Here is an 18,658-nt window from a genome sequence, read left to right as displayed (position 1 = left end):
CCCAGGTGACTTGTGCGTATAATCGCCGGTCTATTTGCAGGGCTATTTTTGTCTGGCTACTTTTTCAGACCGTACCCCGCCGGTTTTCGATCCGAACCTTTACTTACCCTAGCCGTTTCTAACAAGAGAGCATGATGGGCGAATTCGATGCCATCCGACCTTACGACGACAGCGAAGTCCCAGCGGTGCTGGCAAGACTGCTCGGCGACAAGGCGTTTCTAGATATCCTCACCCACTTCCGCTTCCCGCGCTTTGCCGGCGCTTTAGGCTGGGCGCTCAAACCTCTTATAGCTCATCGTCTGCGTCGTGAGTTCGCCGGCATCACGTCGGTGGCCACTTTGCAGGACAAAGTCGAGTATTACGTCGACCACACCATCGAGCGGGCCACGGATGGGGTGACCTACACCGGTGTCGAGCAGTTCAAGTCCGGCAGCGCCTATCTGTTCATCGCCAATCACCGCGACATCGTGATGGACCCGGCCTTCGTCAACTACGCCGTGTACCACGCCGGCCTGCCGACCCCGCGCATCGCCATCGGTGACAACCTGCTGCAAAAGCCCTTCGTCAGCGACCTGATGCGCCTGAACAAAAGCTTTATCGTGCACCGTTCGATCACCGGCCGCCGCGAAAAAATGGCCGCTTATCAGTTGCTTTCGGCCTACATCAACCATTCGATCCGCAACGATTGCGCCTCGATCTGGATCGCCCAGGCCGAAGGCCGGGCCAAGGACGGCGATGACCGTACCGAGTCGGCGATTCTCAAGATGTTCCACATGAGCCGCAAGGACGAGCCATTCGGCGACGTCATCCGTTCGCTGAACCTGACACCGGTGTCGATCAGCTACGAATACGACCCGTGCGACCAGGCCAAGGCCCGCGAACTCTACATCCGCGCCACCACCGGCAGCTACACCAAGGCACCCGGCGAAGACGACGTGAGCATCGCCAAGGGCATCACTGGCTATAAAGGTCGGGTGCACGTGAACTTTGCCGCGCCGATTACTGAACTGTTCGAAGATACCAAGCAATTGGCGGTCGAGATGGACAGGCAGATTCTTGGCGGCTACCGCCTGTTCCCGGTGCATTACCTGGCTTACGCGCAGTGGAAAGACGCCGACCCGCAGTTGCAGGTGCCAAGCGCCGCCGAGCTGTTCGCGGCCGACGAACTGGCCAAGGCCCAGGAGCAGTGGCAGCAACGCCTGGACGCCTGCCCTGAAGAACATCGCCCGTTCCTGGTGCTGCAATATGCGACGCCGGTGCGCAATCAGTATCGAGTTAAGGCGGGGTTGGCGCTTTAATTAGAAATGCACGAGTGACTCTGTAAGAGCCGGCTTGCTGGCGATAGGGGTATGTCAGGCGCAATCAATGTTGCTGGATGCGCCGTCAACGCCAGCAAGCCGGCTCCTACAGGTCTACCGTCAGACGCGCGTGCTGATCCAGGATACAAGCAGTGCCAAGCCGAGGCAGGCAAAGCCGAAGCGGTAGAAAAACCGGTTCATGCGCAAGGTCGCCCAATCCAGCGTGGGCTCTACGCTGGGGCTGCTCTTGCGCTGCGCCTGGAGGCTGGCCATCGCGCGTTGTTCGCGACGCCGGGTCGCGTGCAGCAACCAGCCGCCCGGGAAGGCAAAGAACAAGGCCAGCAGGTTGATCAATTTGGCGGGATGGGCGGTTAACAGCGTCATCAAATGCAGCGACATCACTAGCCTCAAACAAAACAGGTGTGGCAGACGCCGAACCGACGACCGCGGCGCGGATTCTACCGAAAGCTTCCCTGCATGCCCCCCCTTTCCGACAAAAAACGCAGCAATTGACCAATGACTGTCCTGCGTCACGGCTTCGTCATCTGAATGCGCCAGTCTGTCGCCCCTCGAAACCGACAGGGATTGCGTCATGCTCCACGCCGAAAACCAGGATCGCCTCTATCTGATCAATCACAGCGACGAACAACAAATCCTCGTCGACAGTCTCGCCTTCAACGTTCAGGACCGTCATTGGCTGGTGTATTGCGCACTAGGCGGTCATCAACACGCGGATTTGCCGGAAGCGGATTTGCTGACGGGCGTGAGTATGCTGGACTTTTACTCACAGGCTGCCTGACACCCCCGAATCCTGTAGGAGCAAAGCTTGCTCGCGATAGCGTGGTGTCAGTCGACACCTCAGTTGAATGTGATGCCGCCATCGCGAGCAAGCTTTGCTCCCACAGTTATTCGCTGTACAGGAAAAAGCCCGGAGCCATTGCTGGCGCCGGGCTTTTTCGTATTGGGCGAAGGGTTATTCGCCGAGAATCTGACCCACGGTCGGGTCCTTGAACAGACGGGTCAGCGCATCGCTCAATACGTCGCTGACCAGCTTGGTGTTGGTTTCCTGGTTCGGCGCCATGCCGAAGCGCTGGTCCAGGGACGAGCCGTAACGACCGCTGTAGCGACGGTTGGCATTCTGTACATCGGAGCGGAATGTCGCACCGATGGTCGCCTCGGTCACATACATGCCTTCTTTAGGCGACTGATACTTCAGCTCGGCCAGGGTCACCGTCAATTGTGGAGCGTTCATCGCATTGGCCGTCGGGGTGAAGCCCAACAGACGCACGGCTGCTTCGGCCTGGGCCTGCAGCTTCGGCAGGATCTGCGCGCCCTGTACGGTAATCGCGCTGGTCTCCGGATACAGGCCACCACGGGTACCCAGGGTTGGTGACGGACGACCATCTACAACGCGCACCACCACCGGCTGACCGTGGCCTATCGGTGCCAGTTGCGCCGTCAGCTTGGGCTCCGGGTTCAGTTGTTGCGGGCTGTGGGCGCAGCCGACCAGCGTCAAGCTGGTCACAGTGATCAAACCGAACAACAGGCGTTGCAACATGCTCTTCTCTCCAGAATCAGGCACAAACAGGCCGGCAGTATAGCGGTGCGCCACTGCGGGTAACCAGCACCGCACAGTGTTTGATGAAATCTCTGACACACCCTTGGCAATGCGGTTCCTGTCACACAGATGTCACCGCTCATACACGTGTACGTCATGGCCTGCAGGCAATCTTTTCGGCAGTCACTCACACGGTACGTCACCATGCGTCATCTGATCTCTCTGTTCGCACCACGCCCACTGCACCGCTGCTTCGCCCTGCTCGACCGCAACGGCCACTGCCAGGCCTTCAGGCAGTGCAGCCTGCAGCCCATGGGCGATGGTTGGGTCGAGATCGAAGAGATCTGCCTGAATTGGCTGAATCAGCCGCTGCCGGCCGGTGCCCGCGTCGTCTCGCAACAGCATCAGCCACGCTCGCGTGCACAGCAGTTGATGACGACCTGACCAAACACCTAATAAAAGTCATTAAACACGACCATTTCCCTGCGTTTCTTAGATACAATCTCCCCCCGATTATAAGGACGTCTCCTGATCGGGCCTCGCAGCATCGTCAATGCGCTTGTATTGACACCCCGCACCGCCCACAGAGAGCCGCCCACACAGATCGAGTGAAGCTGGCGCGCTTGCTGTTTTGTTGAGCAAAACCTCCACTTTTCGCGAATCTGCAGAGCTGTCATTACGCTCGGTCACTGAGCTGTTTGCCCGTTTTGCCTGCCCTGTATCCCATGGCGGCAATCCATCCGGGCACGGTGCCAGGCTGGGACAGCCCTTTTTGAGGTTCACGTCTTCAAAAGAGCGTGAAAAAAACGGGTTTTCACAACTTCACAAGAGTGTGGCGAGCAAATGAATAGTTTTGCGTCTGAACATGCACCATTAGCGTCTACAACAGCCCGACGACACAGGACCGAGTATTCCTCGAACACCGGAGCCTGAAGCCTGTCCGCTACGGATTTGGTTGCACAAACGGATGTATCGACCATAAGTCGAATTGCCTCCCGCGCGCTGAAATGAGTTCATATGGCTCATAGGCCCGGCAGGTAGCGTCCGTCGAAGTTGCGATAAATTGCGAAGATTCGGACATGGCGATCCTGCCATGGGTACCTGGGCATCACAGACACGCCCCGGAACGCCTGGCAGCCATGCCGTCAATTTGGTGCTGCAGATTTTGGAGACGCGTTAAATGGCGCATAACGAAGCAGTCGACGTAGTACTGGTAGGGGCCGGCATCATGAGCGCCACCCTCGCCGTGCTGCTCAAAGAGCTCGACCCCGCGATCAAGCTGGAAGTCGTCGAGCTGATGGATTCCGGTGCCGCGGAGAGTTCCAACCCCTGGAACAACGCCGGTACCGGTCACGCCGGCCTGTGCGAGCTGAACTACACGCCGCAGGCTGCCGATGGCACCGTCGACATCAAGAAAGCCGTGCACATCAACACCCAGTTCGAGGTGTCGAAGCAATTCTGGTCGTACCTGACCAAAAAAGGCACCTTCGGTTCGTGCAAGTCCTTCATCAGTCCGGTGCCGCACCTGAGTTTCGTGCAGGGCGATAAAGGCGTGTCCTTCCTCAAGGAACGCTTCAAGGTGCTGAGCAAGCATCACGCCTTCGCCGACATGGAATACACCGAAGACAAGGCAAAACTGGCCGACTGGATGCCACTGATGATGCCGGGCCGTCCAGCCGATGAAGTCCTGGCTGCCACCCGCGTGATCAATGGCACCGACGTCAATTTCGGCGCCCTGACCAACCAGTTGCTCAAGCACCTGACCAGCGCACCCGATGCCCAGGTCAAGTACTGCAAGCGCGTGACCGGCCTGAAGCGCAGCAACGGCGGCTGGACCGTCAGCATCAAGGACGTCAACAGCGGCAACTCCCGCGAAGTAGATGCCAAATTCGTTTTCCTCGGTGCTGGCGGCGCGGCATTGCCGCTGTTGCAGGCTTCGGGCATCGAGGAGAGCAAAGGCTTCGGCGGCTTCCCGATCAGCGGCCAGTGGCTGCGTTGCGACAATCCGGAAGTGGTCAAGCATCACCAGGCCAAGGTGTACAGCCAGGCCGCCGTCGGTTCGCCACCGATGTCCGTGCCGCACCTGGACACCCGCGTCGTCGACGGCAAGAAATCCCTGCTGTTCGGACCGTATGCAGGCTTCACCACCAAGTTCCTCAAGCACGGCTCCTTCATGGACCTGCCGATGTCGGTTCGCGCCGGCAACATCGGCCCGATGTTGGCCGTGGCGAAAAACAACATGGACCTGACCAAGTACCTGGTCAGCGAAGTGATGCAGTCGATGGAGCAGCGCCTGGATTCCCTGCGTCGCTTCTACCCGCAGGCGAAACCCGAGGACTGGCGCCTGGAAGTGGCCGGCCAACGGGTGCAGATCATCAAGAAAGACCCGAAAAAAGGCGGCGTCCTGCAGTTCGGTACCGAATTGGTCGCGGCCAAGGACGGTTCCCTTGCCGCCCTGCTGGGTGCTTCGCCAGGTGCATCGGTGACCGTTTCGATCATGCTGGAACTGATCGAAAAATGCTTCCCGGGCAAAGCCAAGGGTGAGTGGGCTGGCAAACTGGCAGAAATTTTCCCGGCCCGTGAGAAAGTCCTGGAAACCGACGCTGCGCTGTATCGCAAGATCAACGCGCAGAACAACGTCGCACTGGAACTGGTTGAAGCCAGTAGCGAAACCGAAAGCTACGCTTGATCCAGCGCCAAAAAAACGCCCCGCCCTCATTGAGGGCGGGGCGTTTTTTTTGCCTTTCTGTAGGAGCAAAGCTTGCTCCTACAGAAACTGATTAACCGCGAGCCTTCTGGATCAGCTCGATGTAATCCGGCGCATTGCGTTGATCCTGGATGAGGGCAACGAAGTCATTGCCGTGCTCATCCTTGCCATTGACGTCGTAACCGGCCTCGACGAAGAACGTCAGGAAACGCTCGAAATCGTCGATACGCAGGCCACGATAGGCCTTGATCAGCTTGTGCAACGAAGGCGAAGTGGCGTCGACCGGTTCGAAATCGAGGAACAACTTGATCTGCTCGTCGCCAATCTCGTCACCAATCACTTGTTTCTTATCTTTACGCATTGCCGACTCCAGCTCGCAGACATTTCACGGGGCAGGCAGTTTACCCCTGCGCAGGCCCGGCACTCAACGCGGACGAACGCTGCCGGTGTGCAGGTCGGCCCAGACATGGCCGTTGGCGAAACTGAGGAACTGGCAATACACCGTGTCATTGCGCAACAAGTCGATCACCACCCGGTACTGAACCAGCGGGTAATAAAGCGTCAGGGTTTTGCTCTGGCCGTCGTAGACCGGTTTTTTCAGGCTTTTGCTTTCGCCATCGAAGTTGACCAGCACCTGATTGATTGTCGCCCCCTTGTTCAGGGATTTGCCCTTGAGGCGGATCAACAGCGGCGAAGTGACCGGGATCGGCTGCTGGTTGGACTGTCGCTGACTGCCAACCACCACCGAATACTCAGTGACTTGCAGCAATTGCTGTTGCTCGGGTTCCGCGTCACGCAGAGTCAAGTCGTCCGGGGGCAAAAACTGCACGTGCATCGGTGCCGGGGCAGCGGCCAGGGGTAGGCTGAAGACCAACATCAGGGCGGCGCAGCTGCGGATCAAAAGACTCATGACAGGCTCCAGGGACGAGGCCGAGCACTCTAGCATGATGATCAATCGGGCGAATAACCGATCCAGATCAATACCCTCAAAGACAAGGCTGGGCATACTAAAAGAGCCTTCAGCCCTATCTCGACGGCGTGCCGTCTACTGTGGAGTCCCTATGCCATTCTCCATCCCCCCGTTATTCGCCGCCTGGCGTCAAACTCTGCGTGCAGGTTATAGCCTCAGACGCTTGCGCGGCGACATCAGTGCCGGGGTGACGGTAGGGATTATCGCCATTCCCCTGGCCATGGCCCTGGCGATTGCGGTGGGAGTAGCGCCCCAGCAAGGTTTGTATACGGTGCTGATCGCGGCCCCGCTGATCGCCCTGACGGGAGGCTCGCGCTTCAATGTCAGCGGGCCGACAGCCGCGTTCGTGGTGATACTGCTGCCGATCACCCAACAATATGGCCTCGGTGGCCTGCTACTTTGCACCATGCTCGCCGGGGCAATCCTGATTGCCTTGGGGCTGATTCGGGCCGGGCGGCTGATTCAGTACATTCCTTATCCGGTGACCCTGGGCTTTACCGCCGGGATCGGCATTGTCATCGCTACACTCCAACTAAAGGATTTGCTGGGCCTGAGTACCACCGGGCATGCCGAACATTACATCGAGCAATTAGGTGCGCTGCTCCAGGCATTGCCCAGCGCCCGCCTGGGGGACGGAATCATCGGTGTCATGTGCCTGGCGGTTCTGATCGTCTGGCCGCGGTTTGTGCCCAGGGTTCCGGGGCATCTGGTGGCGCTGGCCGTCGGCGCAATGTTGGGGCTGGCGCTGGAAAGCGGCGGGTTACCGATTGCGACGCTGGGCGAGCGCTTCAGCTATATTGTCGATGGCGTCAGCCACCCCGGCATTCCGCCGTTTCTACCGAGCTTCGACTGGCCGTGGAATCTGCCAGGGCCCAATGGTCAGCCGCTGCATCTGTCTTACGACCTGATCCGCCAATTAATGGCACCAGCGTTCGCCATTGCCATGCTCGGTGCCATCGAATCGTTGTTGTGTGCAGTGGTGGCCGATGGCATGACGGGCAGCAAACATGACCCCAACGCCGAACTCCTGGGTCAAGGCATTGGTAACCTGGTCGCACCGTTGTTCGGCGGTATTACCGCCACCGCGGCGATTGCCCGCAGCGCCACCAACGTACGCAGCGGGGCGTTTTCGCCATTGGCGGCAATTATCCACAGCGCGGTGGTGCTGCTGGCGATACTCGTCCTCGCCCCGCTGTTCAGCTACTTGCCAATGGCCGCGCTGGCGGCATTGCTTGTGATGGTGGCGTGGAACATGAGCGAGGCCCGGCATGTCGTACACACCTTGCGCATTGCACCACGCAGCGATGTGTTGGTCTTGCTGACCTGCCTGAGCCTGACAGTGCTGTTCGACATGGTGCTGGCCGTTGCCGTTGGCCTGTTGCTGGCCGCCGGGTTGTTCGTCAAGCGCATGAGCGACCTAACGGACACCGCCGAACTGCCTCGAGAGTTCCATCAAGCCTTACAGGATTTGCCGGAGCATGTTCGTTGCTATGCGATACGCGGGCCGTTGTTTTTCGGTGCAGCGGAAAAGGCCCTGGGCGTGCTGCGCAAATTCAGCCCGGAGGTCAAAGTGGTGATTGTCGAGATGAGCGCCGTGTCCATGCTGGACATGACGGCGTTGGCAGCCTTCGACAATATCCTCAGGGATTACCGCACCGACGGCATCGGCCTGATTCTAGTCGGGACGGCTGCGCGCGTGCGCCTGAAACTCAGGCGCGCGGGCATCCATCGGGAACAGCGTCAGTTGGCTTATGTGAACAACCTGGAACAGGCTCGACGCAAAAGCGAACGCTGGCTCGTCGGGCAGGACTGAGCGCGCGGTTCAAGCGAACTGCGCACGCATTCGGGTGGAAGATCTGCCTTCATGCATAAACATGTCTGGCGGCTAAAACCGCCCCCAGACAGCTACCCTGCTTACATGCCTTTAACAGCAAAAATCCCGTTAGCGTTGCGCCAGTAGCCTTTGTAGTCCATGCCGTAACCGAAGATGTAACGATCGATGCACGGCAAACCGACGAAATCGGCTTTCAGGTCCGGGCGAGCCTTACGGTCGTGGTCCTTGTCGATCAACACGGCGGTGTGCACCTTGCGCGCGCCGGCGTGTTTGCAGAAGTCGATGATCGCGCCCAGGGTGTGACCTTCATCGAGGATGTCATCAATGATCAGCACGTCACGGTCGATGAACGATACTTCCGGCTTGGCTTTCCAGAACAGCTCGCCGCCACTGGTTTCGTTGCGATAGCGGGTGGCGTGCAGGTAGGACGCTTCCAGCGGGAAGTGCAGATGGGTCAGCAGTTTGCCGGAGAAAATCAACCCGCCGTTCATCACACAGAACACCACCGGGTTGCTGTCCGCCAGTTGATCGTTGATTTGTGCACCGACGCGGGCGATGGCCGCCTCGACTTCAGCTTCGGTGTACAGGCAGTCAGCCTCTCGCATGATTTGACGGATATGCTCGAGATCAGCGGACATGGCGCTCTCCAGGGGGGTACGGTTCAGGAAAAGCGGGCAAAGGTACGCATCCCGCACGGCCAGATCAAGCGTTTGTGGACTAACGTACTCTATGTCTATAGGACAACACCCTCGGATAGATTAATCTAGGCCGGTTTTTTTGCCCGCCGCCGGAGCCTTTCCCCATGCCCATCCTCGAGATCCGCCATCCGCTGATCCGCCACAAACTCGGCCTTATGCGCCGCGCAGACATCAGCACGAAGAATTTCCGTGAGCTCGCTCAGGAAGTCGGCGCCCTGCTGACCTATGAAGCCACCAAAGACCTGCCGCTGGAAACCTACGATATCGAAGGTTGGTGCGGCACCGTGTCGGTGGAAAAAATCGCCGGCAAGAAGATTACCGTCGTACCGATCCTGCGTGCCGGTATTGGCATGCTCGAAGGCGTACTCAGCCTGATCCCGGGTGCCAAAGTCAGCGCCGTGGGCGTGGCCCGCAACGAGGAAACCCTCGAAGCCCACACTTACCTTGAAAAACTGGTACCGGAAATCGACGAACGCCTGGCGATGATTATCGACCCGATGCTCGCCACCGGCGGTTCAATGGTCGCCACCATCGACCTGTTGAAGAAAGCCGGCTGCAAGGACATCCGCGCCATGGTGCTGGTCGCCGCGCCGGAAGGCATTGCCGTGGTCGAGAAAGCTCACCCGGACGTGACCATCTACACCGCTTCCATCGATCAAAAACTCAACGAACACGGTTACATTATCCCGGGCCTGGGCGATGCCGGTGACAAGATCTTCGGCACCAAGCAGAAGGACGCGTGACCATGCAGGATGAGTTCAACGATCCGCTCTGGCGCACGGTGCTGTCTGGCGCACAGATGCTGTTCGTGGCCTTCGGCGCCCTGGTGTTGATGCCGCTGATTACCGGCCTCGACCCGAACGTGGCGCTGTTCACCGCAGGCCTGGGGACGATTCTGTTCCAGATCGTCACCGGCCGTCAGGTGCCGGTGTTCCTGGCGTCGAGTTTCGCCTTCATCACCCCGATCATTCTCGCCAAGGGTCAGTTCGGCCTGGCCGCGACCATGGGCGGCGTGATGGCGGCCGGCTTCGTCTACACCTTCCTCGGCCTTGCGGTGAAGATCAAAGGCACCGGTTTCATCGACCGTCTGCTGCCGCCGGTGGTGATCGGCCCGGTGATTATTTCCATCGGCCTGGCCATGGCGCCGATTGCCGCCAACATGGCGATGGGTAAGGCTGGCGACGGCTCCGAGCTGATTCACTACCAGACGGCGATGATGATCTCGATGCCGGCATTGCTGACCACCCTGATCGTCGCAGTGTTCGGCAAAGGCATTTTCCGCCTGGTACCGATCATTTCCGGCGTGCTGGTGGGTTTTGGCATGTCGTTCTACTTCGGTGTGGTCGACACGGCGAAGATTGCCGCCGCACCCTGGTTCGCCATCCCGAACTTCACTGCGCCGGAATTCAACTGGCAGGCGATTCTGTTCATCGTTCCGGTGGCGCTGGCGCCAGCCATCGAGCACATCGGCGGCGTGATTGCCGTGGGTAGCGTGACCGGTCGCGATTACCTGAAGAAACCCGGCCTGCACCGCACCTTGCTGGGCGATGGTATTGCCACGACCGCAGCCGGCCTGTTCGGCGGTCCGCCCAACACCACCTACGCCGAAGTGACCGGCGCGGTGATGCTGACCAAAAACTACAACCCGAAAATCATGACCTGGGCGGCGATTTTCGCCATCAGCCTGGCGTTCATCGGCAAGTTCGGCGCGCTGCTGCAAAGCATTCCGGTGCCGGTGATGGGCGGGATTCTCTGCCTGTTGTTCGGTTCGATCGCGGCAGTCGGCATGAACACGCTGATTCGCCACAAGATCGATCTGGGTGAAGCGCGCAATCTGGTGATCGTTTCGGTGACCCTGGTGTTCGGGATTGGCGGTGTACTCGTCGGTACCGGCACCGGCCCCGATGACTTCGGCCTCAAAGGTATCGCGCTGTGCGCAGTGGTGGCGATTGCGCTGAACCTGATCCTGCCGGGCAATGACAGCTGGAAGCACAAGAAAGCGGATGAGCCGCTGATCTAAGCAGGTCTCGAAGACGCCATCGCGGGCAAGTCTTGCTCCCACAGGTATTGCACAAATCCTGTGGGAGCAAGGCTTGCCCGCGATGCTTTTAAAGGGCCAACGGTGCCCTTTCACATAAAGTGCTCAACGCCCGCACCCACTGCGGATCATCGTTAAGGCACGGCACCAACACCAACTCCTCGCCTCCCGCTTCGCGGAACTGCTCCAGCCCGCGATCACCGATCTCTTCCAATGTCTCGATGCAATCGGCAACGAATGCCGGGCACATCACCAATACTTTCTTCACCCCGCTTTTGGCCAATTCATCGAGGCGTGCTTCGGTGTAAGGTTCTATCCATTTGGCGCGACCCAGACGCGACTGGAACGACACCGACCACTTGCCATCCGGCAAGCCCAAGCGCTTGGCAAACTCCTTTGCGGTACGCAGGCACTGGCCGCGATAACAGGTCGCCACGACTTCCGGTGGCGCATCGGCGCAGCAATCGCCGCCGCCTTCGAAGCTGTGGCCGGGGTTGAGTTTCTTCAGGTGCCGCTCCGGCAGTCCGTGGAAGCTCAGCAACAAGTGATCGTAATCCTGTTGCAGGTAGGGTTTGGCCGTCGCTACCAGGGCATCGAGGTATTCCGGCTGATCGTAAAAAGGCTGGAGCACCGACAGCTGCACGTCGAGTTTCTTCTCGCGCAATACGCGCCTGGCCTCTTCAATCACCGTCGTCGTCGTGCTGTCGGCGAATTGTGGATAAAGCGGCGCCAGGGTGATCCGCTTGTAGCCCTGGGCTACCAGGCGCAGCAGTGCCGACTCAATGGACGGTTGGCCGTAGCGCATCGCCAGCTCCACCGGGCCGTGATGCCATCGGGAAGTCATGGCCTGTTGCAGGCGTCGACTGAGCACTACCAGTGGCGAGCCTTCCTCCCACCAGATCGAGGCATAGGCATGGGCCGACTGTTCGGGGCGCTTGATCAGAATCAAAGACACCAACAGACGCCGCACCGGCCATGGCAGGTCGATCACATACGGGTCCATCAGAAACTGATTGAGGTAACTGCGCACATCCGCCACCGAGGTGGAAGCAGGTGAGCCCAGGTTGACCAGAAGCAACGCGTGATCGGTCATGCAACGTCCTATTTCAGAGGCGGCTGGACAAATCGTCCAGGGCCGCGCGCAAATCAGTGAACTGGAAAGTGAAACCCGCATCAAGCAAACGAGCCGGCATGGCCCGCTGGCCACCCAGCAGCAACAATGACAATTCGCCCAGGCCGACCTTCAACACCAGTGCCGGCATCGGCATGAACGCCGGGCGGTGCAACACGCTGCCCAACGTTTTGGCAAAGTCGCGATTGCGCACCGGCTTCGGCGCGCAGGCATTATATGGACCGCTGGCTTCATTGCGATGCAGAAGAAAATCAATCAGGGCGATTTGATCGTTGATATGGATCCACGGCATCCACTGCCGACCATTGCCGATAGGCCCGCCCAGCCCACATTTGAACGGCAGCAATAGCCGCGACAAAAAGCCGCCCTCGGCAGACAACACCAGCCCGGTACGGATGAGTATCACCCGAATGCCCAGGGCTTCGGCGCGTTGGGCAGTTTCCTCCCAGGCGATGCACAACTGGCTGGCGAAGTCATCGATGACCGGTGGCGAGTCCTCGGTCAGTTCACGTTCGCCGCCGTCACCGTACCAACCGACCGCAGAACCGGAAATCATGACCTGTGGTTTCTGCTCGCGACTTTCGAGCCAGGCGAGCAGGGTTTCAGTCAGGGTGATGCGACTGCTCCAGAGCAGCGCTTTGCGTCTGGAGGTCCAGGGGCGATCGGCGATCGGTGCACCGGCGAGATTGACGATGGCATCGACGGGCTCCTGTCCCACGTCTTCGAGACGAGCGATACCACGCACTTGAGCGCCGCAGACTTTGGCGACTTTTGCAGGTGTCCGGCTCCAGACCGTCAGGCGATGCCCCTGACTCAACCAGTGCCGGCAGAGCTGACGTCCTATCAAACCAGTACCGCCGGTCAGCAATATGTGCATGACTTCTTCCTCGCGTGGCGTTTTACCCTAATCACTAGTCTATTTTTATAAGCAAGGGATCTTTGATATCGGGCAGGCTCTGTGTTTAACAATAGGCCAAGCTGTCGGAACAAGAACGCTAAAAGTTGTACCAAAAAACAATATTGTACAGGTTTCAACCCCGGCGTAGTCTGTACAGAAAGGTAAACGAGGCCCTTATGACTGTACCTATCGCAATCATCGGCACCGGCATTGCCGGACTCTCAGCCGCACAAGCCCTGACAGATGCGGGGCATGTCGTGCAACTTTTCGATAAAAGCCGCGGCAGTGGCGGACGCATGTCGAGCAAACGCAGCGATGCGGGTGCCCTGGACATGGGCGCGCAATATTTCACTGCCCGCGACCGCCGCTTCGTCACCGAAGTCCAGCGCTGGCAAGCCAACGGCTGGGTCGCCGAATGGACCCCGCAGTTGTACACCTACCATGGCGGCCAGCTCAGCATGTCGCCGGACGAGCAGACGCGCTGGGTGGGCACGCCTCGCATGAGTGCCATCACCCGCGCCTTGATCGGCGACCTCGAAGTGCATTTCGCCTGCCGGATCACCGAGGTCTATCGCGGTGAAGAGCACTGGCACCTGCAGGACGCCGAAGGCTTCACCCATGGGCCATTCAGTCACGTGGTGATTGCCACGCCGGCACCGCAAGCAACTGCATTGCTGGCTTCTGCACCGAAGCTCGCCGGCGCCGCCGCCGGCGTGAAAATGGACCCTACCTGGGCTGTCGCACTGGGTTTCGAAACCCCGCTGGATACGCCCATGGAAGGTTGCTTCGTGCAGGACAGCCCGCTGGACTGGCTGGCACGTAACCGCAGTAAACCGGGACGCGACAACACGCTCGACACCTGGGTATTGCACGCCACCAGCGCCTGGAGCCGGCAGCACATCGACTTGCCCAAGGAAGCGGTCATCGAGCAATTGCACGGTGCCTTCGCCGAACTGTTGCACGATTCCATGCCCGCGCCGAGCTTCAGCCTCGCCCACCGCTGGCTCTATGCCCGCCCGAACAGCAGTCATGAATGGGGCACGCTGGCCGATGCCGACCTGGGGCTGTATGCCTGTGGCGACTGGTGCCTGTCCGGACGTGTCGAAGGGGCCTGGCTCAGCGGTCAGGAAGCCGCCCGCCGCCTGCATGCACACTTGCAGTGAATTGCATCCATCCGAGCAAAATTGCTGCTGTCGAATTGGGCAGCAGCCCACCCGCAGGATTCTGCTCAGCCCTACCGATAAGTCCTATACAAAAAATTTGACTTGTACACCTTTGAATCTAAGATGAACTTATGTTGTACAGATTTAAATTTCTGTACAGGTTCCGATTCGAGGTGCTCTGATGCTTCCGCTCGCCACCAAACCGAAAATCGCCATCAGCGCTTGCCTGATGGGTGAGCAGGTGCGCTACAACGGCGGGCACAAGGCATCGCAACTGTGCAGCCGCGTTCTTACCGAGTACTTCGATTTCCTGCCGGTCTGCCCGGAAGTCGCCATTGGCCTGGGCACTCCTCGCGAGCCGATCCGGCTGGTTGGCGATCCGGAACAGCCTCAAGCCGTCGGCACGGTCAATCACCAGCTCGACGTCACCCGGCCACTGACCGAGTATGGCCAGCAGATGGCGGCGGATCTGGTCGATATCTGTGGCTACATCTTTATGCAGAAGTCTCCGTCCTGTGGCCTGGAGCGAGTCAAGGTCTACCACGCCAACGGCGCACCGGTGGACGGCGGCGGCCAGGGCATTTACGCCCGGGCGTTCTGCGCCTTGCACCCTGATTTGCCCGTGGAAGAAGACGGTCGACTCAATGACCCGGTGCTGCGGGAAAATTTTCTCGCCCGCGTATTCGTCTACAGCGCCTGGCAACAACTGCTGCAAGAAGGCCTGAGCCGGCGCGGCCTGACGGATTTTCATTCGCGCTACAAGTACCTGCTGATGGCTCACAACCCGGTGCAATACAAAGCCCTGGGCAACCTGCTGGGCAGCATGGGCCGCACCGATCCCCGGGAACTCGGCCCGCGTTATTTCCATGAACTGATGACCGCCCTGAAAAAATGCGCCACACGCCGCACCCACACCAACGTCTTGCAGCACCTGAGCGGTTATCTCAAACAGGCGATCAGCGCCGAAGACAAGCAGGAAGTGCAACAGGTTATCGGCCAGTATCGCCACGGCATCGTGCCTCTGGTGGTGCCGCTGACGTTGCTCAAGCACCACTTTCGCCAGCACCCCGCCCCTTACATTGCGCAACAGGTTTACCTGCAACCGCACCCGGAAAATCTCAGCTTGCGAAACGCCCTCTAATGAAAGCCCGACTCGACAGCAGCGCCAGCGAAGGACTCGGCACGGACTTCAGCAAAGCCCTCGACGAGGGCTGGCTACCGATTCGCGAAGTGGCCCGGCAGACCGGCGTCAACGCCATCACCTTGCGCGCCTGGGAACGGCGCTATGGCCTTATCGTGCCGCAACGCACACCCAAGGGGCACCGACTGTTCTCGGCCGAACATGTGCAACGAATCCTGACGATCCTCACCTGGCTGAACCGCGGTGTTGCCGTCAGCCAGGTCAAACAATTGCTCGAGACGCCACTGGCCTCTGGCGAACCTGTGGAAAACGACTGGCAACCGCTATGCCAGAGGCTGCTGCAGGCGGTCGCATTACTGAACGAGCGCGAGCTGGACGACACTGTCAACCAGGCCATGGCGCTGTACCCGCCACGGACCTTGTGCGAGCAACTGCTGATGCCATTGCTGGCTGAACTGGAGCTACGCTGGCAGGGCCAATTCGGTGCACACATGGAGCAAGTGTTTTTTTATTCCTGGCTACGCAGCAAATTCGGCGCACGCATCTACCATAACAACCGTCAGCTGCACACCGCGCCGCTGCTGTTGATCAATCACTCGGACGTGCCACTGGAACCTTATCTGTGGCTTACCGCGTGGCTGATCAGCAGTACCGATTGTCCAGTGCACGTGTTCGACTGGCCGCTGCCTGCCGGCGAGCTGGCGCTGGCGGTCGATTATCTGCAACCCCGGGGCGTACTGTTGTATTCCAGCAACGCCATAAACCTTTCGCATCTGACGAAACTTTTGAACGGCGTCAGTTGCCCAAAAATGATGGTCGGGCCAACGGTGCGCATTCACCACACCGAGTTGTCCGCAAGAACCTTCGTCATCGCTGATTTGTACCTGGCTGAAGATCCGCTGTTGGCACACCAGGCACTCGTTCAGCGCGGGCTGATTTAATGGGCATCACCATGCAATTGATCTGGCTGCGCAGTGATTTACGCGTAACCGACAACACCGCCCTCTGCGCCGCCACAGCGGTCGGCCCGAGCGTGGCGGTGTATTTGTTGAGCCCGCAGCAATGGCTGGAACACGACGATGCACCGTGCAAGGTGGACTTCTGGCTGCGCAACCTTCATGAACTGAAACAGGCACTGGGTGAACTGAATATTCCCCTGCTGATCCGCCATGCTCCGCGCTGGGAGGATGCGCCCAATGTGCTACTGGATATTTGCCAACGGCTGAACATCAATGCCGTGCACCTCAATGAGGAATACGGCATTCATGAAACCCGTCGGGACGCAGCGGTGACCGAAGCATTGAAGGCCCAGGGAATCGACGTTCACCGCTACCTGGATCAGTTGCTGTTCAAACCTGGAAGCGTACTGACCAAAACCGGCACGTATTTCCAGGTCTTCAGTCAGTTCCGCAAAGCCTGCCATGAACGTCTGTACCGCTCGTTACCCAGCCTGGTCAGCACCCCCATGGCGCAAGCGCCGTTGAGCATCGCCAGCGACGAGATCCCGACCCACATCGAGTGCTTCGCCCCACCCACCGGGCATTTGCGCGCCCTGTGGCCGGCCGGAGAAGCCGAAGCACGGCGCCGCCTCGACACCTTTACCGACGTACAAATCGATTATTACCAAAGCGAACGGGACTTCCCGGCGAAACCCGGTACGAGCCAACTTTCGGCTTACCTCGCTGCCGGGGTGATTTCCCCACGCCAATGCCTGCACGCCGCGTTACAAAGCAATCAGGGGGAGTTCGACAGTGGCAAGGTCGGCGCCGTGACCTGGATCAATGAACTGCTGTGGCGTGAGTTCTATAAACACATTCTGGTGGGCTACCCAAGGGTTTCCCGCCACCGCGCTTTCCGCGCGGAAACCGAAGCGCTGGCCTGGCGCGACGCGCCCGACGAACTCGCAGCCTGGCAACAGGCCCGCACCGGTTTGCCGATCATCGACGCCGCCATGCGTCAACTGTTGGAAACCGGCTGGATGCACAACCGCTTGCGCATGGTTGTTGCAATGTTTTTGACCAAGAACCTGTTGATCGACTGGCGCGAAGGCGAACGTTTTTTCATGCGCCACCTGATCGATGGCGACCTGGCAGCGAACAATGGTGGCTGGCAATGGAGTTCATCCACCGGCACGGACTCGGCGCCCTACTTCCGGATTTTCAATCCACTGAGCCAGTCGGAAAAATTCGATACCGAGGGCGTGTTCATCAAGCACTGGCTGCCGGAATTGGCAGGACTGAATAAAAAAGAAGTGCACAATCCGGCGAGTCTCGGTGGACTGTTCGGCGTGGCGGATTATCCGTCCCCGATTGTCGACCTGCACACTTCACGTGCACGGGCCCTCGCCGCGTTCAAGAACCTGCGACCACGGCAAAGCGCCGGGGGCGACTATGAGTAATTGGCTGAGCCGGACGAATTTCTGGCTGAAAGGGAGAATGGAATGAGCCTTACGCCTCCACGACGATATTGGCTGACGGGCGCCGGCAGTGGCATTGGCGCGGCATTGGCTGAAGAAATACTGAAAACCGGCGCCCACCTGGCCGTGAGTTCACGCTCGGAGGCGCCGCTGAAAATCTTGTCGCAGCGCTACCCAGGCCAAGTACTGGTGATGGCCGGTGACCTGACCAACAGTCAAACCGTGCGTGAAATCGGTGAACAGATCGCCGAGCAATGGGGCTCGCTGGATACATTGATCCTGAATGCCGGCACCTGTGAATACGTGGATGCCAAGCAGTTCGACGCCTCGATCATCGAGCACGTGGTGCGCACCAATCTGCTCGCCAGCAGCTACTGCATCGATGCCGCCTTGCCGCTCTTGCGGGCCGGCATCGCCCCGCATCTGGTTGGCATGGCCAGTTCGGTGACCTACCTGCCACTGCCCCGGGCTGAAGCCTATGGCACCTCGAAGGCCGGGATGCGAAGTCTTTTCGAGTCCCAGCGCATTGCACTGGCACCAGACGGTATCGAAGTTACCGTCGTCGGCCCGGGATTCGTCCACACGCCATTGCCGGAGAATAGCGATTTCCAGATGCCGCTCAGTTGGCCGGCTGATAAAGCCGCACGGCACATTTTCGCCAAACTCAATGAGCGTCCGCTGGAAATCGCCTTTTCGGGGTTGTTCATGGCTGCCCTATGGCCGCTCTCGCAAATGCCCGACCAGGTAAAGTTGGCAATCGGCAAGCCCATGGTACGCAGCAGTCCTCCAAACAAGGACTGACCAG

At 59.3% G+C, this 18,658-nt stretch carries 19 protein-coding genes; 12 read left to right on the top strand and 7 right to left on the bottom strand.

Annotated elements, in window-relative coordinates:
* Positions 1 to 131: 131 nt before the first annotated feature.
* Positions 132 to 1,298: a 1-acyl-sn-glycerol-3-phosphate acyltransferase gene (locus tag BJ917_RS21375; RefSeq protein ID WP_096509119.1), complete on the top strand. Its 1,167-nt coding sequence runs from the start codon at positions 132 to 134 to the stop codon at positions 1,296 to 1,298.
* Positions 1,299 to 1,418: 120 nt separating this feature from the next.
* Here the strand turns inward: BJ917_RS21375 and BJ917_RS21370 are convergent, their stop codons facing one another.
* Positions 1,419 to 1,697: a hypothetical protein gene (locus BJ917_RS21370; protein WP_121104438.1), complete on the bottom strand. Its 279-nt coding sequence runs from the start codon at positions 1,695 to 1,697 to the stop codon at positions 1,419 to 1,421.
* 193 nt (positions 1,698 to 1,890) lie between these two features.
* On the opposite strand from BJ917_RS21370, the gene BJ917_RS21365 reads away from it, so the two are divergent.
* Positions 1,891 to 2,097, top strand: coding sequence for a hypothetical protein (locus tag BJ917_RS21365; protein ID WP_096509117.1), 207 nt, complete (start codon positions 1,891 to 1,893; stop codon positions 2,095 to 2,097).
* A 174-nt stretch (positions 2,098 to 2,271) separates the two neighbouring features.
* Here the strand turns inward: BJ917_RS21365 and BJ917_RS21360 are convergent, their stop codons facing one another.
* On the bottom strand, positions 2,272 to 2,856 hold the full coding sequence (locus BJ917_RS21360; protein ID WP_096509116.1) for a YajG family lipoprotein: 585 nt from the start codon (positions 2,854 to 2,856) through the stop codon (positions 2,272 to 2,274).
* 204 nt (positions 2,857 to 3,060) lie between these two features.
* On the opposite strand from BJ917_RS21360, the gene BJ917_RS21355 reads away from it, so the two are divergent.
* Together BJ917_RS21355 and mqo are read left to right on the top strand one after the other, a co-directional pair.
* Positions 3,061 to 3,300 (top strand): hypothetical protein, encoded by a 240-nt coding sequence (locus BJ917_RS21355; RefSeq protein ID WP_096509115.1) that lies wholly within the window; start codon positions 3,061 to 3,063, stop codon positions 3,298 to 3,300.
* A gap of 736 nt (positions 3,301 to 4,036) precedes the next feature.
* A complete protein-coding gene (mqo, locus tag BJ917_RS21350) occupies positions 4,037 to 5,545 on the top strand; it encodes a malate dehydrogenase (quinone) (RefSeq protein WP_096509114.1) in 1,509 nt (502 codons plus the stop codon).
* 91 nt (positions 5,546 to 5,636) lie between these two features.
* Here the strand turns inward: mqo and BJ917_RS21345 are convergent, their stop codons facing one another.
* Positions 5,637 to 5,924: a PA4642 family protein gene (locus tag BJ917_RS21345; RefSeq protein WP_121104436.1), complete on the bottom strand. Its 288-nt coding sequence runs from the start codon at positions 5,922 to 5,924 to the stop codon at positions 5,637 to 5,639.
* A gap of 63 nt (positions 5,925 to 5,987) precedes the next feature.
* Positions 5,988 to 6,473, bottom strand: a complete 486-nt coding sequence (locus tag BJ917_RS21340) for a hypothetical protein (protein WP_096509112.1) — start codon at positions 6,471 to 6,473, stop codon at positions 5,988 to 5,990.
* A 151-nt stretch (positions 6,474 to 6,624) separates the two neighbouring features.
* Here BJ917_RS21340 and dauA point away from each other — a divergent pair, with 151 nt between their 5' ends.
* Positions 6,625 to 8,346, top strand: coding sequence for a C4-dicarboxylic acid transporter DauA (gene dauA / locus BJ917_RS21335; RefSeq protein ID WP_018929586.1), 1,722 nt, complete (start codon positions 6,625 to 6,627; stop codon positions 8,344 to 8,346).
* Between the two features lie 101 nt (positions 8,347 to 8,447).
* On the opposite strand, the gene BJ917_RS21330 is transcribed toward dauA, so the two are convergent.
* The gene (locus tag BJ917_RS21330; protein ID WP_095192937.1) at positions 8,448 to 9,005 is read right to left on the bottom strand and encodes a hypoxanthine-guanine phosphoribosyltransferase; all 558 of its coding nucleotides are present in this window, start codon (positions 9,003 to 9,005) and stop codon (positions 8,448 to 8,450) included.
* 164 nt (positions 9,006 to 9,169) lie between these two features.
* On the opposite strand from BJ917_RS21330, the gene upp reads away from it, so the two are divergent.
* Together upp and BJ917_RS21320 are read left to right on the top strand one after the other, a co-directional pair.
* Positions 9,170 to 9,808 carry a uracil phosphoribosyltransferase gene (gene upp / locus BJ917_RS21325; protein ID WP_096509110.1) on the top strand — a complete coding sequence of 213 codons (639 nt, stop codon included), beginning with the start codon at positions 9,170 to 9,172 and terminating at the stop codon, positions 9,806 to 9,808.
* A 2-nt stretch (positions 9,809 to 9,810) separates the two neighbouring features.
* A complete protein-coding gene (locus BJ917_RS21320) occupies positions 9,811 to 11,085 on the top strand; it encodes a uracil-xanthine permease family protein (RefSeq protein ID WP_096509109.1) in 1,275 nt (424 codons plus the stop codon).
* Positions 11,086 to 11,173: 88 nt separating this feature from the next.
* Here the strand turns inward: BJ917_RS21320 and hemH are convergent, their stop codons facing one another.
* Entirely contained in the window at positions 11,174 to 12,196 is a 1,023-nt protein-coding gene (gene hemH / locus BJ917_RS21315) for a ferrochelatase (RefSeq protein WP_096509108.1), read from the bottom strand.
* Between the two features lie 13 nt (positions 12,197 to 12,209).
* A complete protein-coding gene (locus BJ917_RS21310; protein WP_121104434.1) occupies positions 12,210 to 13,112 on the bottom strand; it encodes a TIGR01777 family oxidoreductase in 903 nt (300 codons plus the stop codon).
* A 197-nt stretch (positions 13,113 to 13,309) separates the two neighbouring features.
* Here BJ917_RS21310 and BJ917_RS21305 point away from each other — a divergent pair, with 197 nt between their 5' ends.
* The 5 genes from BJ917_RS21305 to BJ917_RS21285 all read left to right on the top strand — a co-directional run bounded on the left by BJ917_RS21305 (position 13,310) and on the right by BJ917_RS21285 (position 18,654).
* Positions 13,310 to 14,296, top strand: a complete 987-nt coding sequence (locus tag BJ917_RS21305) for an NAD(P)/FAD-dependent oxidoreductase (RefSeq protein ID WP_096509106.1) — start codon at positions 13,310 to 13,312, stop codon at positions 14,294 to 14,296.
* Between the two features lie 181 nt (positions 14,297 to 14,477).
* On the top strand, positions 14,478 to 15,437 hold the full coding sequence (locus tag BJ917_RS21300) for a DUF523 and DUF1722 domain-containing protein (RefSeq protein WP_121104432.1): 960 nt from the start codon (positions 14,478 to 14,480) through the stop codon (positions 15,435 to 15,437).
* The gene (locus tag BJ917_RS21295; RefSeq protein WP_096509104.1) at positions 15,437 to 16,378 is read left to right on the top strand and encodes a MerR family transcriptional regulator; all 942 of its coding nucleotides are present in this window, start codon (positions 15,437 to 15,439) and stop codon (positions 16,376 to 16,378) included. The genes BJ917_RS21300 and BJ917_RS21295 overlap by 1 nt, the downstream gene beginning before the upstream one ends.
* 11 nt (positions 16,379 to 16,389) lie before the next feature.
* Positions 16,390 to 17,835 carry a deoxyribodipyrimidine photo-lyase gene (gene phrB / locus BJ917_RS21290; protein ID WP_121104857.1) on the top strand — a complete coding sequence of 482 codons (1,446 nt, stop codon included), beginning with the start codon at positions 16,390 to 16,392 and terminating at the stop codon, positions 17,833 to 17,835.
* Positions 17,836 to 17,877: 42 nt separating this feature from the next.
* Positions 17,878 to 18,654 (top strand): SDR family oxidoreductase, encoded by a 777-nt coding sequence (locus BJ917_RS21285; protein WP_096509103.1) that lies wholly within the window; start codon positions 17,878 to 17,880, stop codon positions 18,652 to 18,654.
* Positions 18,655 to 18,658: the final 4 nt, after the last annotated feature.

It is taken from the genome of Pseudomonas sp. WPR_5_2, assembly GCF_003634475.1.
GTDB classification, from domain to species: domain Bacteria; phylum Pseudomonadota; class Gammaproteobacteria; order Pseudomonadales; family Pseudomonadaceae; genus Aquipseudomonas; species Aquipseudomonas izuensis.
The sequence above is the reverse complement of the archived record's forward strand: the minus strand, read 5'-3'. Positions and strand labels throughout refer to the sequence as shown.